At 71.4% G+C, this 18324-nt stretch carries 20 protein-coding genes, 1 tRNA gene and 1 riboswitch; of the genes, 12 read left to right on the forward strand and 9 right to left on the reverse strand.

The genetic code is table 11. From position 1 onward, the window contains the following. Positions 1 to 13 precede the first annotated feature (13 nt). From QM809_RS02650 to QM809_RS02660, 3 genes are read left to right on the forward strand one after another with little or no spacing between them, the layout of a single operon-like run. Positions 14 to 193, forward strand: a complete 180-nt coding sequence (locus tag QM809_RS02650) for a hypothetical protein (RefSeq protein WP_415044292.1) — start codon at positions 14 to 16, stop codon at positions 191 to 193. A gap of 57 nt (positions 194 to 250) precedes the next feature. Beyond that, a complete protein-coding gene (locus QM809_RS02655; RefSeq protein ID WP_415044293.1) occupies positions 251 to 418 on the forward strand; it encodes a hypothetical protein in 168 nt (55 codons plus the stop codon). Then, positions 415 to 645, forward strand: coding sequence for a hypothetical protein (locus tag QM809_RS02660; RefSeq protein ID WP_415044294.1), 231 nt, complete (start codon positions 415 to 417; stop codon positions 643 to 645). Before QM809_RS02655 ends, QM809_RS02660 begins: the two co-directional genes overlap by 4 nt. Positions 646 to 797: 152 nt before the next feature. On the opposite strand, the gene QM809_RS02665 is transcribed toward QM809_RS02660, so the two are convergent. Further along, a tRNA-Gly gene (locus QM809_RS02665) sits at positions 798 to 871 on the reverse strand. A 130-nt stretch (positions 872 to 1001) separates the two neighbouring features. Between QM809_RS02665 and dcd the strand changes: the two genes are divergently transcribed. Further along, positions 1002 to 1571: a dCTP deaminase gene (dcd, locus tag QM809_RS02670; RefSeq protein WP_415044295.1), complete on the forward strand. Its 570-nt coding sequence runs from the start codon at positions 1002 to 1004 to the stop codon at positions 1569 to 1571. 11 nt (positions 1572 to 1582) lie between these two features. Then, positions 1583 to 2656, forward strand: coding sequence for a hypothetical protein (locus tag QM809_RS02675; protein ID WP_415044296.1), 1074 nt, complete (start codon positions 1583 to 1585; stop codon positions 2654 to 2656). Between the two features lie 72 nt (positions 2657 to 2728). Here QM809_RS02675 and QM809_RS02680 read toward each other — a convergent pair whose 3' ends face one another. Both QM809_RS02680 and QM809_RS02685 read right to left on the reverse strand, forming a co-directional pair. Continuing rightward, positions 2729 to 4345 (reverse strand): alkaline phosphatase D family protein, encoded by a 1617-nt coding sequence (locus QM809_RS02680; protein ID WP_415044297.1) that lies wholly within the window; start codon positions 4343 to 4345, stop codon positions 2729 to 2731. A 221-nt stretch (positions 4346 to 4566) separates the two neighbouring features. Then, a complete protein-coding gene (locus tag QM809_RS02685) occupies positions 4567 to 5493 on the reverse strand; it encodes a LysR family transcriptional regulator ArgP (RefSeq protein ID WP_415044298.1) in 927 nt (308 codons plus the stop codon). A gap of 71 nt (positions 5494 to 5564) precedes the next feature. Here QM809_RS02685 and QM809_RS02690 point away from each other — a divergent pair, with 71 nt between their 5' ends. The 4 genes from QM809_RS02690 to QM809_RS02705 all read left to right on the forward strand — a co-directional run bounded on the left by QM809_RS02690 (position 5565) and on the right by QM809_RS02705 (position 10625). Further along, the gene (locus QM809_RS02690; protein WP_415044299.1) at positions 5565 to 6182 is read left to right on the forward strand and encodes a LysE/ArgO family amino acid transporter; all 618 of its coding nucleotides are present in this window, start codon (positions 5565 to 5567) and stop codon (positions 6180 to 6182) included. A gap of 29 nt (positions 6183 to 6211) precedes the next feature. Beyond that, on the forward strand, positions 6212 to 7573 hold the full coding sequence (locus tag QM809_RS02695) for an FAD-binding oxidoreductase (RefSeq protein WP_415044300.1): 1362 nt from the start codon (positions 6212 to 6214) through the stop codon (positions 7571 to 7573). 64 nt (positions 7574 to 7637) lie between these two features. Then, positions 7638 to 9305 carry an SLC13 family permease gene (locus QM809_RS02700; protein ID WP_415044301.1) on the forward strand — a complete coding sequence of 556 codons (1668 nt, stop codon included), beginning with the start codon at positions 7638 to 7640 and terminating at the stop codon, positions 9303 to 9305. A 33-nt stretch (positions 9306 to 9338) separates the two neighbouring features. Then, positions 9339 to 10625 (forward strand): acetyl-CoA C-acetyltransferase, encoded by a 1287-nt coding sequence (locus QM809_RS02705; protein WP_415044302.1) that lies wholly within the window; start codon positions 9339 to 9341, stop codon positions 10623 to 10625. A gap of 14 nt (positions 10626 to 10639) precedes the next feature. On the opposite strand, the gene QM809_RS02710 is transcribed toward QM809_RS02705, so the two are convergent. The 3 genes from QM809_RS02710 to QM809_RS02720 are packed head-to-tail and all read right to left on the reverse strand — an operon-like array spanning position 10640 to position 13543. Continuing rightward, positions 10640 to 11431, reverse strand: coding sequence for a hypothetical protein (locus QM809_RS02710; protein ID WP_415044303.1), 792 nt, complete (start codon positions 11429 to 11431; stop codon positions 10640 to 10642). Next, complete coding sequence (locus tag QM809_RS02715; RefSeq protein ID WP_415044304.1) at positions 11428 to 12330, reverse strand: ABC transporter ATP-binding protein; 903 nt, start codon at positions 12328 to 12330, stop codon at positions 11428 to 11430. The genes QM809_RS02710 and QM809_RS02715 overlap by 4 nt, the downstream gene beginning before the upstream one ends. Before the next feature lie 37 nt (positions 12331 to 12367). Next, positions 12368 to 13543, reverse strand: a complete 1176-nt coding sequence (locus tag QM809_RS02720; protein ID WP_415044305.1) for an ATP-grasp domain-containing protein — start codon at positions 13541 to 13543, stop codon at positions 12368 to 12370. 141 nt (positions 13544 to 13684) lie between these two features. Here QM809_RS02720 and QM809_RS02725 point away from each other — a divergent pair, with 141 nt between their 5' ends. Continuing rightward, entirely contained in the window at positions 13685 to 14638 is a 954-nt protein-coding gene (locus QM809_RS02725) for an EamA/RhaT family transporter (protein WP_415046994.1), read from the forward strand. A gap of 11 nt (positions 14639 to 14649) precedes the next feature. On the opposite strand, the gene QM809_RS02730 is transcribed toward QM809_RS02725, so the two are convergent. The 3 genes from QM809_RS02730 to QM809_RS02740 form a co-directional block, all read right to left on the reverse strand. Then, entirely contained in the window at positions 14650 to 15381 is a 732-nt protein-coding gene (locus QM809_RS02730; protein ID WP_415044306.1) for a thiazole synthase, read from the reverse strand. A gap of 127 nt (positions 15382 to 15508) precedes the next feature. Further along, positions 15509 to 15727 (reverse strand): sulfur carrier protein ThiS, encoded by a 219-nt coding sequence (thiS, locus tag QM809_RS02735; protein WP_415044307.1) that lies wholly within the window; start codon positions 15725 to 15727, stop codon positions 15509 to 15511. Further along, entirely contained in the window at positions 15724 to 16812 is a 1089-nt protein-coding gene (locus QM809_RS02740; RefSeq protein ID WP_415044308.1) for an FAD-dependent oxidoreductase, read from the reverse strand. The genes thiS and QM809_RS02740 overlap by 4 nt, the downstream gene beginning before the upstream one ends. Beyond that, positions 16805 to 16918: riboswitch (TPP riboswitch) on the reverse strand. Its footprint overlaps the gene before it by 8 nt. 25 nt (positions 16919 to 16943) lie before the next feature. Between QM809_RS02740 and thiE the strand changes: the two genes are divergently transcribed. Both thiE and QM809_RS02750 read left to right on the forward strand, forming a co-directional pair. After that, positions 16944 to 17612 (forward strand): thiamine phosphate synthase, encoded by a 669-nt coding sequence (gene thiE, locus QM809_RS02745; RefSeq protein WP_415044309.1) that lies wholly within the window; start codon positions 16944 to 16946, stop codon positions 17610 to 17612. 325 nt (positions 17613 to 17937) lie between these two features. Then, on the forward strand, positions 17938 to 18315 hold the full coding sequence (locus tag QM809_RS02750) for a hypothetical protein (RefSeq protein ID WP_415044310.1): 378 nt from the start codon (positions 17938 to 17940) through the stop codon (positions 18313 to 18315). Positions 18316 to 18324 lie beyond the last annotated feature (9 nt).

The following is an 18324-nucleotide window of genomic DNA, read 5'->3' on the forward strand; positions in this document are numbered from 1 at the left end:
GAAGGATGCAGTCATGCCGCCATTCCTGTCTCCGCTGAAAGACGCCGCGCTCTTCTCGCTCGGCACGTACGCGTTTCACACGATCGGGCTCGGCCCCTGGGTCCTGTGGGTCGGCGGCGCCCTCACCGCCTCCGCGCTCGCCCGTGCCGCCTACATCGGCACCCAGGCCACCACGAACCGAAGTCGAGTCTGACACCGGCACCTCCCGGTCGGCCACACACTCCGCACACCACTCACAGAGGACCACCTCATGGACAAGAACGAGTTGCTCACCGCCACCGGGGTCGTCATGACCTTCGCCGCAGCCGGACTGGCCGTCCGCCGAGGCGACGCCCGTACGGGTGCCGCGTTCGCCGCCATCGGCCTCACGTGCGGCGTGATCCTCGCCCGCCGATACAGCCGGAGTCGCGCCCGGTGACACTGCGATTCCTCAACCGCGCCCAACTCGCGGAGCGCGCCGGCGTCAAACCGGCCACGCTGGCACACGTCCTGATACCCGAGCCCGACGTGACGGTCGGACCTGTGAACCCCGACGGGACGCTGCCTCGTGGCACGGTGCGCGGCTGGACCGTCGAGACCGTCGACGCCTGGGTCGCGGGACGACGAGGTCCCGGACGCCCACCGAAGAAGCCCGACGACCACTGACGGCACGCCGTCCCGGTGCGGCTGCGACTTAACCCGCAACTTAACCTTCGCGAAAAAGCCCGACGGGATCGTCCCAGGTGAGAGCGTTCCCTCGCATGACGCCCCGGACAGCCGAAAACCCCAGGCCAGAAGTCTCTGACCTGGGGTTTTCATGGAGCCGATGACGGGAATCGAACCCGCACTCTCAGCTTGGGAAGCTGATGTTCTACCACTAAACTACATCGGCACTGCAAGGCTTGCGGCCTTGCGCAACACACAGTAGCAAACCTCCGGAGCCCCGGGAACACCGCCGTGGCACCCCGGCCCGACCACGTCGAGCATCGGGCTCGCACCGATCATCGGATAATCTCGATGCCGTGCTGCTTTCCGACCGCGACATCCGCTCCGAGCTCGGTTCCGGGCGTCTGGGGATCGATCCCTACGACGCCGAACTCGTGCAGCCCTCGAGCGTCGACGTCCGGCTCGACAGCCTCTTCCGCGTCTTCAACAACACGCGCTACACGCACATCGATCCGGCGCAGCGCCAGGACGAGTTGACCAGCCTCGTCGAACCCGCCGCGGGCGAGCCCTTCGTCCTGCATCCGGGCGAGTTCGTCCTGGGTTCCACCCTCGAGGTCTGCAGTCTGCCCGACGACCTCGCCGGCCGGCTCGAGGGCAAGTCGTCCCTCGGGCGCCTCGGCCTGCTCACCCACTCGACCGCGGGGTTCATCGATCCCGGGTTCTCCGGGCACATCACGCTGGAGCTCTCCAACGTCGCGAACCTGCCGATCACCCTGTGGCCCGGCATGAAGATCGGCCAGCTGTGCCTGATCCGGCTGTCGTCGCCCGCCGAGAACCCGTACGGCAGCGCCGCCGTCGGCTCGAAATACCAGGGCCAGCGCGGCCCGACGCCGTCGAAGGCGTATCTGAACTTCATACAGAGATAGCGCGGACGACGATGACCGCCCCCGACTCCCACCGCCCGCCCTGGTTCGACGACTTCACGATTCCGGCAGACGCCGCCGGGGTGGTGCTGGCCTTCGACATCGACGACGAGGGGGCGTGGGCCGCGCGCATCGACGAGTCCATGGGCGTCGACGAGAGCGTCGCCGAGCCGCGCATCACGCCCGCGGTGCTCGATCTCCGCACCACCTGCCACCTGCGTGACAACGGTGACGTTCCCGAAGCCGACGATCCGGCGGTCTTCGACGAACTCCTCGATCTGTGCCGGCGGGCCCGCAGGACCCTGATCGACCGTGACAGCGTCCTGATGATGGGCACCTCCGGTCTGCGTCTGGTGACCGTGTCCCTGGATGCCGTCATGGCCGCCACCGTGCCCGAGGTGAACCGCGTGCACGGCATGATCGTCGAACTGGCCGGGGACGAGCCGGTGGCCGCGGTGTTCCTCGGCCCCGGCACCGACGCCTGGCCCGGTCTCTGGGAAGCCCTCACGGCTCGCGGCTACACGATGATGCTGCCCGGCGACGAGTTCCCCGAGACGTTCGCCGGCGACGAGCGGGAGACCGACACCCTCGACCCCGTCGAGGCGCCTCCCTCGTTGGCCTGGGCCGCCGAACCGCCGGAGGAGGACGAGTACACCGGATCGGAGGAGCGGTCGATGCCGGGCCCGCTCCGCCTCCGGGACCCGCACCGGCGGACGGTGATCGGTACCGCCGCGGCGCTCGCCGTGGTCGCCGTCGCCGCGACCGGGCTGGCCGTGGGCATGGTGAACGACGACGACGATGCCGTCGCCTCCCACGAGACCCCGGCGCTGCCCGGCGATCGTTCGACCGCCCCCACCCCGGTGGCCGCGCCCAGCACCGTCGAACCGGCCGATCTGCGGGCGGCGCGGGCGCAGATGAAGCGCTACACCCCGCCGTCGAGCACCACCACCACGACCACCGTCGTGCCGGAGACCACGGAGGAGCAGATCACCACCACCGCCCGGCCGACGCGGCACAAACCTCGACCGCACACCCGCCGGACCATTCCGAACCCGATCCCCGGTCTGCCGCCGATCATCATCGGCTGAGATCCCGGCACGCCCCGGGCCCCGAGGAGCACCGGGACCCGAAGAGCACCGGACCTCGGGGGCCGACCGCGCTCAGGCCGGACCGGCCGCCCTGGTCAGCCGACGCGACCCCGCGGCCACCCGCCACGACTGTGCATGACGGAACGGCGCCCGCCGCTGCGCCCTGTCCGCGGTGAAGTACCAGTCCATCTGCGCGGCGGCCGGACTCACCGTCAGCACGGCGTACCCGTGCGCGTCGGTGTCGACCCATCGGGTGTGCCGGTTGCTCGCCATGATCGCGGCCGCCGCCGGAGTGCCCAGCGTGTGTTCGGGGACGGAGAGCATGTCGTCGAGGTTGTTCGAGGTGACCGAGGTGACCACGAACTCGGTCGCCACGGTGCCCGCCGCCGGATAGCGGCCCGCATCGCGCGGCACCTCGCACGCCCACGACATGTGGATGTCACCGGTGATGAACACCGTGTTCCGGCGCCCGCTCCGGTCGACGGCGTCGAGCAGCCGCTTCCGGTCGGCGGGGTAGCCGTCCCAGGCGTCGGTGTTGGCCGGGACGCCGCCGCGCGGCAGACCGAGCAGCTCGGTGAGGATCGAGGTGCGTTCGGCGTCGAGCGGCGGCACCAGCGTCGGCGACATCATCACGGGATTGCCGACGATCTGCCAGGTGGTCTCGGAGGTCTCGATCCCGCCGGTCAGCCACCGCATCTGGGCGCGGCCGGTGATGGTGGCACCCGCGTCGTCGACCTTCGCCGACGTCGCCGACGCCTGCTTGTCGCGGTAGGTGCGCAGATCCAGCATGGTCAGTTCCAGCAGCGTGCCGTAGCGCAGCCGCCGGTACAGGTGGCGGCCGGTGCCGGTCACCTGCGGTCGTACCGGCATCCATTCGTAGTAGGCGCGTTCGGCGGCGGCGCGGCGTCGTGCCCACGACCCCTGCGTGGCGGGGTCGTGGTTCTCGGCGCCGCGGGTGTAGGCGTTGTCGGCCGATTCGTGGTCGTCCCAGGTGCAGATGAACGGATGCATCGCGTGGGCGGCCCGCAGGTCCGGGTCGGTCTTGTACTGCGCGTGCCGGATCCGGTAGTCCGCCAGCGAGACGATGGGGTGCGCCGGACGGTGGGGCCGCACCGGCCCGTTCTTGCCGCCGTACTCGCCCGCCCCGTACTCGTAGAGGTAGTCGCCCAAATGCACGACGGCGGACAGCTCGCTCCGCTCTGCGAGCTCTCGGTAGGCGCCGAAGTACCCGGCCTCCCAGTTCGCGCAGCTGACGACGCCGAAGCGGACCCTGTGCACCGCGGCACCCGTGGCGGGGGCGGTCCGGGTCCGGCCCGTCGGCGACACCGCCCCGGCCGCCCGGAACCGGTACCAGTACGACGTGTCCGGGGACAGCCCGCCCGCGTCGACCTTGACGGTGTGGTCCTTCCCGGCGTCCGTCGTCACGGTCCCCGAGGCCACCGGTGCGGAGAAGTCGCGCGACGCGGCGATCTCCCACCGCACCGTGACCGCCGGTCCGCGGCCGGAGCCGGGGGCGGCGTCCTTGCTCGGTGTGACGCGCGTCCACAGGATCACCCGGTCCGGCAGCGGGTCGCCGGAGGCCACGCCGTGCGCGAACACCCCCGACCCCGATTCCCCGCGCGCGGCGCCCGGGGCGCCGACGAGACGCGAGGCCGCGAGACCGGCCGCGCCGGCGCCCGCCGCGGTCACCAGGGCACGACGGGAGAGGGACGGACGAGGGCGGGACGAAGACCCGGAGGCCTGGGACGACGAGGAATCCGACACGACGAGAAGCCTCACAGCGCCGCATGAACCGACGGCGACGGCACGACGTCGTTCCGGTGCGGATCAGCGACCCGCAGCCGAATTCTCGGTGACCGCACCGAAGCTCCGGTACCGGAACCACCGGTGACCTGCCAGAATCGCCGGGCTCACACCTGCGGCGGGATCAGGGCTCGCGCCGCATGGTCGACGACGATCCCGGTGAGCGCCCCGAGCAGCGGAGAGCGCAGCGCCCAGTGCTGCCAGAACAGCGGGACGTCGACGGGCTCGCCGGAGAGCCGCACCAGTCCGGCCCCGGTCACCGGGTCGTCGAGCTCCGCCGCCGGGATCGCACCCCAGCCCATCCCGGCCTGTATCGCGCGCCGGTATTCGGCGGCGGCGGGCACCAGACTGATCGGCGGCCCGTCCGGATCCGCCGCCGGACCGGCCAGTTGCCGCAGCGTCCGGCGCTGCACGGCGTCGTTCCGGTCGAACATCATCATCGGTGCACGCGCCAGGTCGGCGGGCCGGATCTCGTCGCCCAGCCAGTGCTCGACGAACCACGGGGACGCGGCCGGGAAGTACCGGAGCGATCCCAGCGCGAGCGTCCGGCAGCCGCGGACGGCGAGGGGCGCCGACGTCACCGCGCCGAGCACGTCGCCCGACCTCAGCAGGTCCGCGGTCACGCTCTCGTCGTCGCGCTGGACCTCGACGTTCACCGGGTGCGCGCGGTGGAACTCCGCCACGACCGGGAGGAACCACGTCGCCAGGGAGTCGGCGTTGCAGCCGATCCGGACCGGGATCCGCACCCGGTCCCGCGGATCGTCGGGCTCGTCGACCGGGCCGACGAGTTCGGCGCGGGCCTCGTCGACCAGCAGCCGCCACTGCCGACCGAGCCGGAGCAGCACCTCGCCGTCGACCGTCGCCCGGACCGGTTTGGTCCGCTGCACCAGCACCCGGCCGACTGCCTGCTCGAGCGCCTTGATGCGCTGGCTGACCGCCGACGGGGTGAGTCCGAGGGCGGCCGCGGCGGCGTCGAACGTGCCCTCGTGCACCACGGCGGTGAGGGTGCGCAGGCCGTCGGAGGTCACATCCACGTAAGTGATTCTAATGTTTCATCACAATGTTTCGCTGGATTGATGTCGGGGGCGTTCCTAGCGTGGAGCGCGTGAACTCCGCACTCCTCGCCGCCGTCGCGGGCCTGGTCACCACGCTCGGCCTGATCGTCGCCCTCGGACCGCAGAACCTGTTCGTCCTCCGCCAGGGCCTCACCGCCACGCACGTCCTCCCGGTGATCGCCCTGTGCGCGGTGAGCGATGCGCTCCTGATCACGGCGGGCACCGCGGGCCTGGGCACACTGGTCACCGCGCATCCGGGCGTGGTGGACGCCCTGCGCTACTGCGGCGGCGCCTATCTGATCGTGCTCGGCGCCCTCGCCGCCAAGCGCGTCCTCCGCCCCGGCACGGTCGACGATCCGGCGGGCGCAGGCGAGTCGGCGGGGCTCTGGGCGGTGCTCGGCGCGGCGGCCGCGATGACCTGGCTCAATCCGCACACCTACCTCGACACCGTCGTGCTGATCGGTTCGCTGGCCAACGGGCACGGCGAGCAGGCCCGCTGGATCTTCGCGCTCGGGGCGGCGACCGGCAGCGCCCTCTGGTTCCTGGCGCTCGGCAAGGGCGCCCGACTGCTGTCCCCGCATCTCCGGTCGCCGCGGGCCTGGCGGATGCTCGACGCCGCCGTGGCCCTGGTGATGGGCGGCATGGGGCTGGCGCTGATCACGACCTGACGCCCCTCCGCCGACGCTAGTGTCGGGCCATGACCGATGTGACCACGCTGATCGCCGCCCTCCCCGAAGGCATGGTGGTGACCGACCCGGACGTCCTCGCCGGTTACCGGCAGGACCGCGCCCAGGATCCGACCGCGGGCACCCCGCTCGCCCTGGTCCGTCCGCTGACCACCGCCGACGTGCAGACCACGGTCCGATGGTGCGCCGAGACGGGGACGCCGCTGATCACCCGCGGTGCGGGCACCAGCCTGTCCGGCGGAGCGACCGCCGTCGACGGCGCCCTGATGCTCACCACCGAGCGCATGCGCGGGGTCACGATCGACACCGCGACCCGCACCGCGGTGTGCCGGCCCGGTATGCTGAACGCCGAGGTCAAGGCCGCGGCCGCTGAGCACGACCTCTGGTATCCGCCGGACCCGTCGTCGTTCGAGATCTGCACCATCGGCGGCAACGCCGCCACCAACGCGGGCGGCCTCTGCTGCGTGAAGTACGGCGTCACCGTCGACTACGTGCTGGGCCTGGAGGTGGTGCTGGCCGACGGCCGCGCGGTGCGGCTCGGCGGCAAACAGCTCAAAGACAGCGCAGGCCTGGGCCTGACCCGGCTCTTCGTCGGCAGCGAGGGTCTGCTGGGCGTGATCACCGAGGTGACCGTGCGGCTGATCCCGCCGCAGGCCGCGGCGAGCACCGTGGTGGGGATCTTCCCGACCGTCCGGGATGCGAGCCGGGCCGTCCTCGCGGTGACCGCGAAGACCCGTCCGGCGATGCTGGAGTTCATGGATCAGACCTCGATCGACGCCGTGGAGGACGTCCTGAAGATGGGTCTGAACCGCGCGGCGGGCGCCATGCTGATCGCCCAGTCCGACGCGCCCGGGCCGGCCGGCGCCGCCGAGATCGCCCTGATCGAGGAGGCCTTCGCCGGCCACGGCGCCGACGAGGTCTTCACCACCGACGACCCCGCCGAGAGCGAGGCGTTCACCCGGGCGCGCCGCGTCGCCATCCCGGCGGTGGAGAGACGCGGGTCGCTGCTCCTGGAAGACGTCGGCGTCCCGCTCCCCGCGCTCCCCGACCTGGTCGACGGCGTCGCCGCCATCGCCGCGGCGAACGGCGTCACCATCGCGGTGATCGCCCACGCGGGCGACGGCAACACCCATCCGCTCATCGTCTTCGATCCGGCCGACCCCGACGAGGCCCGTCGCGCCCGGCTCGCCTTCGACCAGGTGATGGGTCTGGCGGTCGAGATGGGCGGCACCATCACCGGCGAGCACGGCGTCGGACGACTCAAGAAGGGCTGGCTGCCCGCGCAGCTGGGCGACGACGTGATGGAGCTGACCGCCACCGTCAAACACGCCCTGGACCCGCAGGGGATCTTCAATCCCGGGGTCCTCCTGTAGTCCGGACACCTTTCCGACGCGCTTCGTTCACTTTCCGGACGAGAGTGGTTCACAATGGCCAACCATGGCCCTCTTGACCGCGGTGATCGTCGTCGCCACGCTGATCGCGATGACCAGCGGTCGGATCCCACCGGTGCTGGCCCTCATCATCGCGCTGCTCGTCGCCGGGCTGACCGGCATCGCGCCCCCGGCGAAACTCTTCGCGGGCCTGAGCAACGGCGGTGTGCTCACCATCGCGGCGATGCTGGTGATCGCCAAGGGCGTGCTGGCCACCGGAGTGATCTCGCGGCTCACCTTTCGGCTGCTGAACGGCATGCGCACCGCGAGCCAGACGCTGCTGCGGCTGATCCCGCCGGTCGGGGTGATCAGTTCGCTGATCAACACCACCCCGATCGTGGCCATGCTGATCCCGGCCACCAAGGAACTGCAGCAGCGCTCCGGGATCCCGGCCCGCTCGGTGCTCCTGCCGATCGCGCACGCGACCACCCTCGCCGGTTCCATGACGCTGATCGGCACCAGCTCCAACCTGATCATCGCCGGCATGGCGGCGCGGTCCGACATCGAACTGACCATGTTCTCGTTCGTGCCGATCGCGGCCCCGGTGGCGGTCGTCGGGTGGATCGCGATCGTGCTCACCTCCCGTCGGCTGCTCAAGAGCAAGCCCCGGGTCAAGGAGAAGAGCCTCGACTGGCGTGCGGAACTGCCCGTCTCCGGGCGGTCCGTCAGCATCGGGCGCACCGCCGAGGAGATCGGCATCGCCGAGACCGTCGAATACGAGCTGATCGGGATCCGGCGCTGGGGCAGGACCGTCGTCGTCGAGAGCCCCCTCGAAGAGGACGACGTCCTGATCTACCGCTGCACCGAGGCCGGGATCCGCATGCTCTGGTCCAGCCCCCGGTTCGGGCTGGCGCCCCACCACCTGTTCGCCGTCACCCTGGACACGCAGAACCCCGGGAGCGTCCGGGATCTGCAGGACGACGAGGACCTCATCGTGGTGGCCGCGGAGACCGAGAGACGGTTCCGGGACACCCCGATGCGCCCCGGGTCCACCGTCTACGTCTCGGCCGCGAGCCGGGAGGTGCTCGACCAGCACCCGTACGTGGGGCTGTGGCAGAACGTCGCGGGGAAGGCTCCGCAGCCGGGTAAGACGTGGGCCGCGCTGGGCATCCTGCTGGCCGTGATCGTCGGCGCGTCGTTCGGCATCGCCCCGGTGGAGCTGGTCGCCGGCACCGGCGCGGTCGCCATGGTGATGACGGGCATCCTCACCCCGCGCTCGGCGGTCCGCGCCCTCGACTGGAACATCCTGGCGATCATCGCCGGATCGATCGGCCTGGGCGTGATGGTGATCGAGAGCGGGCTCGGCGACCACATCTCCGACGGCATCGTCCACCTCTCGGCGGGCAGCATCCCGGTCATGGTCGCGGTGCTCGCGCTCGGCACCACGCTGCTGACCAACTTCGTCACCAACGCCGCGGCCGCCAGCATCCTCACGCCGGTCGCCGTCGCGATCGCTCACTCGATGTCGCTCGACCCGACGCTGCTGCTGATCCTGGTCGGCACCTGCATCTCGTTCACCTTCCTGAACCCGTACAGTCACCAGTCCAATCTGATGGTGATGGAACCGGGCGGATACACCACGACGGCGTTCCTCAAGTTCGGCATCCCCCTCACCCTGGTCTCGGTGATCACCGCGTTCGCCGTCACCTGGCCGCTGCTGGCACTCCGATCCTGATCCCGATACTGCCATCGCGTATTGTCACGATCCATGCCGACGAAGCAGCTGACAGACGTCTACGTCCTGGGTGGCAACCGCATCCCCTTCGCCCGCTCGAACGGCGCCTACGTCGACGAGACCAACCAGAGCATGCTCACCGCCGCGCTCGACGGCCTGGTGGCGCGCTACGGCCTGGCCGGACAGCACCTCGGCGAGGTGGCCGGCGGCGCCGTGGTGAAACTGGCCCGCGACCACAGCCTCACGCGCGAGGCGCTGCTCGACACCGAGATCGCCCGTTCCACCCCGACCGTGGACATCCAGCAGCAGTGCGCCACCGGCGGACAGACCGTCGTGCACATCGCCGACAAGATCGCCTGCGGCCGGATCGAGTCGGGTGTCGCCTGCGGCGCCGACACCACCTCCGATCCGCCCATCGGCTTCGGGCCGCGGCTGCGCGGCCGGCTGGTGCGGCTCAACGCCGCCACCTCGCTCGGTGAACGCCTCAGACTCGCCGCGGGGCTCCCGCTGTCCCTCGACTTCGACGTCCCCAGCCCGGCCGAACGCCGCACCGACCTGGTGCCCGGCGCCGCCCAGGCGATCACCGGCGCGGCCTGGGGCATCTCCCGCGAGGACCAGGACGCGATCGCCCTGAACTCGCACGGCAACCTCGCCGCGGCCTACGACGACGGTTTCTTCGACGACCTGGTGACGCCGTTCGCCGGCCTCACCCGGGACGACAACCTGCGCCGCGGCCTCACCGCCGAGCGCCTGGCCGCCCTCACCCCGTGCTTCGGCGAGGACTTCACGATGACCGCCGCCAACTCGACGACCCTCACCGACGGCGCCTCCGCCGTGCTGCTGGGCACCGCCGAGTGGGCGAGCAGGCGCGGGCTCGCCCCGCTGGCCCGCGTCGTCGACGCGCAGAGCCGAGCCGTGGACTACGTCGACGGCGACCCGAAGACCCAGGGCGTCCTGATGGCGCCGGTCTACGCGGTGAGCGAACTGCTCCACCGCAACGGGTTGACCCTGCAGGACTTCGACTTCTACGAGATCCACGAGGCCTTCGCCTCGCAGGTGCTCTCCACCCTGGCCGCCTGGAACGACGCCGAGTTCTGCCGCGAGCACCTCGGCCGGGACGCGCCGATGGGCGAGATCGACCGCAGTCGGTTGAACGTGGCCGGCGGCTCGCTCGCCACCGGCCATCCGTTCGGCGCCACCGGCGGCCGGATCACCGCGACGCTGGCCACGCTGCTGGCGGAGAAGGGTTCCGGACGCGGTCTGATCTCCATCTGCGCGGGCAGCGGCATGGCCGTGACCATGATCCTCGAAGCGGTCTGACCCGCGTCACCCGGTCACTTCACTTCGGCCTTCAGCACCCGGTAGACGCCCAGCAGGCCGGGGAGACCGATCCAGAGCACCGTGCAGACCAGCAGCTGAGCCCACTCCTGGGCTCCCATGGCGTGGTCGAGCACCTTCAGCATCCGCGGCGGCGAGACCCAGTCGGCGGCCCGATCGAAGACGGTGGGCCCGTCCCCCGACTCGTCCCGCACGATGAGTCCCCCGAAGAACAGGACCGCGGGCACGACGATCTCCGGGAGCACCAGGTACGCCACCACCGCCCCCGCCGTGTTGAGGACGACGATCGCCATGGCGAAGGCCAGCAGGACGTCGAACAGTCCGTGGATGCCGACCGACCGCACGGCTGCGCCGGCGCCGGCGAACGACCCGCCGCGGATCACGGTCGCCGTCGCCGCCAGCGCCAGCGACGACATGAACAGCGCCGACGCACCGAGGAGGGCGGCACCGAGCTTCGCCGCGATCACCCGCTCCCGGCGCGGTTCGAGGGTGAAGACGGTCAGCACCGCGCGTTGCCCCCACTCCGCGGTGACCAGCACGATCGTCAGCACCCCGACGAAGATCCGGCTGCCGCCGCCGAACACCTCGAGCAGTTCGGCGAAGCCCATCGGCGTCGACTGGCTCAGCGCGATCACCAGGATCACCGCCCAGACCAGGGCGGCCAGGCCGAGCAGGATCAGCGGGCCGCGCGTGTCGACGAGCTTGCGCAGTTCGACGGCCACGGCCCGGGTGAACGGGATGCCCGGCGCGCTCATGTCGATGGTCCGGGGCGGCCTCGAGGCGGTCATGCCAGACCTCCCGCGCCACGCTGCGCCCCCGCGGTCAGCTCCAGGTACATCCGTTCCAGGTTCCCGGTGCCGGCCTTCCGGAGTTCGGTGAGCACGATCGACGTCCCCGCGACCGCCGCGCCGACCTCCCCCGGTTCGCACTCGACGTGGATCCCGCCGTCCCGGTCCGGGCGGCAGACCAGCCCGGCCGCGGCGAGCGTCGCGGCGAGCGCGGCGTCGTCCGTCGACGCCACGTGGGTGCCCGGCGCCCCGGACAGCGACTCGGTGGTCCCCTGCGCGATGATCCGGCCGTGCCCGATCACCACGATGTGGTCGGCGATCAGCTCGATCTCGTGCAGCAGGTGCGAGCTCAGCAGCACGGTGCCGCCGGCGTCGGCGAAACCCCTCAGCACCCCGCGCATCCAGTGGATGCCCGCCGGGTCGAGGCCGTTGACCGGCTCGTCGAGGATCAGCACCGCCGGATCGCCGAGCAGCGCGACCGCCACCCCGAGCCGCTGCCGCATGCCGAGCGAGTAGTTCCCGATCCGGCGCGTGGACTCGTCGCCGGTGAGCCCCACGACGTCGAGCATCCGCCGTACGCGGGAGGTCGGCAGACCCATCGTCGAAGCGCTGAGCCGCAGCGTCTCGAGTGCGGTGCGACCGTCGTGGAAGGCCGACGCGTCCAGCAGGGTGCCGACCTGCACGGCCGGGTTCGGGATGTCCCGGTAGTCGTGGCCGCCGACGGTGGCGCGGCCGGAGGTGATCGGGGTGAGCCCGGTCAGCATCCGCAGCGTCGTCGACTTGCCCGCGCCGTTCGGCCCCAGGAAGCCGACCACCTGTCCCGGATGGCAGGCGAAGGAGACGTCGTCGACGGCGACCGTGCTCCCGTAGCGCTTGGTCAGATGTTCAACGAGGATCACTCCGCCATCATGCCCCGACCGGTCCGATCCCCGCCGGTCAGATCCGGCGGCCGTCCCACTCGTGGTCGTGCATGAAGCCGCCCTGGATGCCGACGCGGTACTTGACGCTGTTGCGCAGGATGTTGCCGTAGGCGGGCAGCAGCATCGCCGCCGGCCGCATGTCGCCCGGTTCGGCGATCACGTCGTCGGCCTTCCGGAACTCGGTCAGGAACCTGCCGAACGTGTTGCCCGGCAGGGCGTCCCGCCGCCAGCCGTAGAGCGCCATCCCGATTCCGATCATCCGGGTCCGACCCGTCGGCGGGACGATCAACTCGTCGTTCGCACCGAAGAAGGCCCGGTCGACGCGGTTCTCGCGGGTGAACATCATGATCCCGCTCGTCGCACGCGGATTGCACTCGATGGTGACCAGACCGCGATCGGGGTGGTCGATGAAGTCGAACCCGAGGTGCCCGGTGAACCCGGCCCGCCGCACCACGTCCCGCACCCACGCCACGATCGGCGGATGCTCCACCTGCTCGAAGGTCAGGCACGACGATCCGCCGATCGCATAGCGCACCGGATACGTCGCGTGCGCGTACACCTCGCCGTCGCGGCAGACCGAATAGGTGCAGTAACGCTCGCCGTCGAGCCATTCCTGGGCGATCCACGGATTGCCCGGATCGAAGGTCAACTGCTCCAGCCGGTCCCCCGGATAGGCCTTGAACACCTGCTGCGACCCGCGCGAATACGCCTGCTTCACCGCGAACGGGGTGTCGAAGTCGAGTGCCGCGACGTCGTCGGGGCCGGCGATCCGCGCGAACTTCAGCGTCGGGATGCCCCAGTCCGCCAGCGCCTGCTGGAACTTCAGCTTGTCGTGCAGCATGTCCTCGATCGCGAAATCGGAGAAGAACAGGTCGCACGACGGCGGGAACAGGCCCGCCATCATCGCCAGAACGTCGGTCTCCTCGTGGATCGGGATCACCATGTCGATGCCCTCGGCCTCGACGAGCGCGGCGATCTCCCGGCAGTACTCCTGCGGCCGGTCGCGGGGCGGGCTCACCCGATGGAATCGGCTCACCGCCGTCGAATAGCGGCTGAGGGCGAGCGGGATGCTGTCGGCGACGACGATCCGGTGGCCTGCGGCCGCGAGGAGCCGCGCCAGGTTGAGTGCGAGGAACGACCGCCCGAAGGTGATCAGAATGTGCTTACCCTTACCTGACTCCACGACAACCATCGTAGACCTGCTGTTATCGGTCACCTGATAGCGTTCAAACCCTCCCGGCCCGATCGGTGGAGGGCAGCGCATCCGAACCACCCGACAATCACATCACCCAGCAGAGGACCGTCCGTGTACGCATTGGGAATCATCGCGGCGATGATGGCGGCCGTCGCCTACGGCATGTCCACCGTCCTGCGCGCGCTCGGAGCCCGACGCGTCGCCGTCGCCGAACGACGCGCGGCGCAGGAGAAGGACGGCCCCGCAGCGGCGACGGCAGGGGGTTCGACGACGGAGGGCTCCCCGCCGTCGATGGCGTCGACCGTCGCGACCCTCGGCGATCCGGCCTTCATCCTCGGCACCGTGCTGGTGGTGATCGGCTTCGCCGGCGGCGCCGTCGCCGCGCGGTTCCTGCCGTTGTTCCTGGCCCAGTCCATCGTCTCGGCGAACCTGGTGATCACCGCGCTGGTCGGCACGTTCCTGCTGAACATCAAGCTGCTCACCCGCGACTGGGTGGCGATCTGGACGGTGGTCCTGTCGCTGTGCCTGCTGGGCGCGTCGTCGTCGCCGGCCACCCGGGACGAGGCGTCGGAGACCTTCCGCTGGGGGATCCTCGCCGCGGCCTTCGTGATCGGCGCGATCGGACTGTTCGGCGTGTACCGGCTGGGGCGGGCGGCGGCCTTCGTCGGCGGTTTCGCCGGCGGCCTGCAGTTCGGCGTCATCGCGATCGCGGTACGCGTCCTGGAGGGCATCGACCCGTTCGATCCGGCGGTGCTGCTGACCGATCCGGCGGCCTGGGCGATCGCCGTGGCCGGGGCGAGCGGCTTCTACATCCAGACGGTGGCGCTGCAGGTGGGCGCCGTCAACGGCGTCACCGCGGTGCTGGTGGTCGGCGAGACCGCCGGTCCGAGCCTCATCGGCGTGCTCTTCCTCGGCGACCACGCCCAGCCCGGTCTGGCCTGGCTGGCGATCGCCGGCTTCGTCGGTTCGGTGATCGGCGCGATCCTGGTGGCCTGGTACGGCAGCGGCGACCCCGACCACTTCGGCGAGGCCCCCGAGGAGATCGGCGGATGGCGGCGCGGCCGGGCGAAGCCGGACCCCGCCGACTCCTAGCCTTCCCGCTGCTAGCCCTCCCGCTGCGGCGACGACGCCTGCGCCCAGAAGCGTTTCGGGATCCGTCCCGCCCCCGCCGCCAGACGGCCCGCCCGCACTGCGTGCCGCATGGCGTGCGCCATCGCGACGGGGTCGTTCGCCCTGGTCACCGCCGTCGCGAGCAGCACCGCGTCGCACCCGAGTTCCATCGCCAGCGCGGCATCGCTGGCGGTCCCGATCCCGGCGTCGAGCACCACGGGGACACCCGCACGCGCCACGATCATCTCGATGTTGTGCGGGTTCGAGATCCCCAGCCCGGTTCCGATCGGCGAGCCCAGCGGCATCACGGCCGCGCACCCGGTGTCCTCCAGGCGGCGGGCCAGCACCGGGTCGTCGTTGGTGTAGGCCATCACCGAGAAGCCGTCGGCCACCAGCGCGGCGGCGGCGTCGACCAGTTCCAGCGGGTCCGGCAGCAGCGTCCGGTCGTCGGCGACCACCTCGAGCTTGACCAGTTCGGTGCCGGTCGCCTCGCGCGCGAGCTGCGCGGTCAGCAGCGCCTCGGCCGCGGTGTGGCATCCCGCGGTGTTCGGCAGCACCTCGATGTTCCGGCGGCGCAGCATGTCCAGCAGCCCGGTCCCCGACTCCGGGCTGACCCGCCGCATGGCGACCGTGGTGAGCTCGGTGCCCGACGCCACCAGCGCCTCCTCGAGCACCGCCAGGTTCGGTGCGCCGCCGGTGCCCATGATCAGGCGTGAACCGAGCACGCGCCCGGCGATCTCCAACGCATCCCCAGGCTTCTCCGTCCCGGTCTCCGGGTGCTCCGGCCCGTTCCCTGAGCTCGTCGGCCCGTTCCCTGAGCTCGTCGGCCCGTTCCCTGAGCTCGTCGAAGGGTCAGCCACCCTGCACCGCCGTCAGGACGTCGACCACCGCGTACGGCGACACCGGCTCGGACCAGCGCGACTGCGGGCGCACGATGCCGTCGATCGCCACCGCCACCCCGCAGTCGGGCAGCCCGAGGTGGGCGAGCAGCCCCGCCACGTCGGTCGGCTCCTCCAGCCTCACCGTCTCTCCGTTGACCGTCAGTTCCACCGGTCCTCGCGTCGGGGTCATCCCGCGCTCCTCTCTTCCGTTTCCGTCATGTCTGTCGCCGTCGGGCCTGCTTCCGGCGCCGTGCCCAGCAGTTCCCGCACGCGATGCGCGGTCCCCGGTGCGAGTGCGATGCCGTTGCGGCCGTGTCCGGCGGCCACGAGCACGCGGTCGTCGACGCGGCGCACGATCGGGAGTCCGTCCCCGGACACCGGACGGATCCCCGCGGCCGCCTCGACGAGGTCGTAGGTGCGCAGACCCGGGAACACCTCGCAGGCGTCCGACAGCAGGTCGGCGACGCCGCCCGCCTGCGGGGCGCGGTCGTCGAGGTCCAGCGCCTCGTACTGGGTCGCGCCGACCACCAGGCCGTCGTGCCGGGGCACCAGGTAGACGTTCCGGGAATGCCAGCGCGCCCGGATCACGTGCCTCGGCGGCGGCACCGACCAGCGGGTCCGCCGCAGCCGCAGCACCTCGCCCTTCTCCCCGCGCAGGTCCAGGCCGGGGATCAGCGCACCGGAGTCGAGTCCGGCCGCCACCAGCACCCGGTCGCCGGGTACGTCCGTCACGCTCTCCACCCGGCGGTCGATCAGCTCCGCACCGGCCGCGGTCAAGGCCGTGCGCAGCGCGTCGAGCAGTCGCCGGTTGTCCACGGCGCCCTCGCCGCGGATCAGATGTCCCCCGGCCGGGGTGCGGGCCAGTCCGGGCTCGGCGGCCCGGAGCTGCGCGGCGGTCTGCTCCACCGGGTCCGCCGTCGGCAGCGTCTCGCGGGCGAAGGCGATCGATTCGTCGTGGTAGGCGCGGTCGGTCGCCGAACCGGCCACCAGCAGGGTGTCGGTCGCCGCGAGGATGCCGACGCCCCGGTGGTCGTCGAGTCGGGCGGCGAGGGCGGGCCAGCGCGCGACCGAGGCCGCGGACAGTCGTAGCAGCGCCTCCTCGCCGGGATGCGCCTCGCCCAGGCAGCCGAGCATCCCGCCGGCCACCTGCGCCGCACGCCGCTGCGGCCCGGCGTCGTACACGCGCACCCGCCACCCGGCGTCGACGGCGCCGAGCGCACACGCCAGTCCGACGGCGCCGCCGCCGATCACCGAGAGCTCCGATGCCACTGCCACTCCAGACCTTCCTTCGCCGGCATGACCCGGATCAGGTTCGACGGTTCGGCGGTGGCGGTCCCGCGATCTCAGCCCGGCGCTCCCCCGGGCTCCCGTGTGTCGTATTGCGTCCCTAGCCTACCGTTGGCCGCATGGATCGCCGACGCCGTCTGGAAGCCTCCCGCCTGTACCTGTGCACCGACGCCCGGCGCGAGCGCGGGGACCTGGTCGACTTCGTCCGGGCCGTGCTCGCCGGCGGCGTCGACCTGATCCAGCTGCGCGACAAGGGGTCCCCCGGCGAACGCGAGTTCGGGGCGCTGGAGGCCGGGGCCGAGCTGGAGATCCTGGCGCAGCTGCGGGAACTCACCCGGGAGTTCGGGGCGCTGCTCTCGGTCAACGACCGCGCCGACGTCGCGGCCCTGGCCGATGCCGACGTGCTGCACGTCGGCCAGGGCGATCTGACCCCGGAGCAGGCACGACGCATCGTCGGACCCGACGTGGTGATCGGGCTCTCCACGCACGACGACGACCAGATGCGCGCCGCCGCGGCCGACCCCGAGGCGGACTACTTCTGCACCGGCCCCTGCTGGACCACCCCCACCAAACCGGGTCGGGCCGCGACCGGTCTCGACCTGGTCACCGCGGCCGCGGCGCAGGCGGCGGGCAAGCCGTGGTTCGCCATCGGCGGGATCGATCGGGGGCGCGTCGCCGAGGTCGCCGCGGCCGGGGCGGAACGCATCGTCGTCGTCCGGGCGCTCACGGCGGCGGATGATCCGGAGGCCGCGGCGCGGGCGCTGCGGACCGCCCTCGGTGAGGACTGAAATCCCCCGAGAACGGCTGTTCGCGAAAAACACTTGCGCGATGAATCGATCCGAGTAATCTGTCTCCATCATGAACCGGCTTCTTCTCGTAGTCCGCCGCAGCGGGGTCTGACACGACCGACTCCCCCGCTGCGGGTTCGTCGTGCTTCGCCCGTTTCTTCGTCGGTCACCGAGATTTCGACCGAGATGACACCGCGAAATGCCTACCGTTCTGACCGATACCCGAACCTGGACGCGTGACCACCAGAGTCTTTCGACCCAGAGTCCGTCCACTTCCCACCGTCGTCCGCAGCCCCCGCACTGGTTCCCCGCGGAGGCTCGCACGATGACCGCCGAGATCCTCACCGGCGCCTTCGCTCCGCAGGGCGCCATCGCGCTGCGGCAGATGCACGTCGAGCCGGAGACCGGCGACACCGTCCGCTGCCGAGTCGGCCTGATCATCGACCAGCAGCCCGTCGACCTGGAGACCAGTGCGCCCGGCGCCATCGGCGCCATGAGCGAACTGCTCTACGGCCTGGGCGCGGGCGTCGAGATCGTCTCGCTCCACCACCAGAACGACGGCGCCTACATCGCCGCGTACCTGCGGTGCCGACGCGACGGCCGGACCTGCTGGGCGTACGGCCGGGCGCACACCGGCGACGAGGCCACCGCCCGGGCGCTGATCTCGGCGGCCAACCAGCTCACCGACCGCGTCGGCGACTGACCCGCCCGC

The sequence above is a fragment of the Gordonia sp. (in: high G+C Gram-positive bacteria) genome, from assembly GCF_047600385.1.
Taxonomy (GTDB): domain Bacteria; phylum Actinomycetota; class Actinomycetes; order Mycobacteriales; family Mycobacteriaceae; genus Gordonia.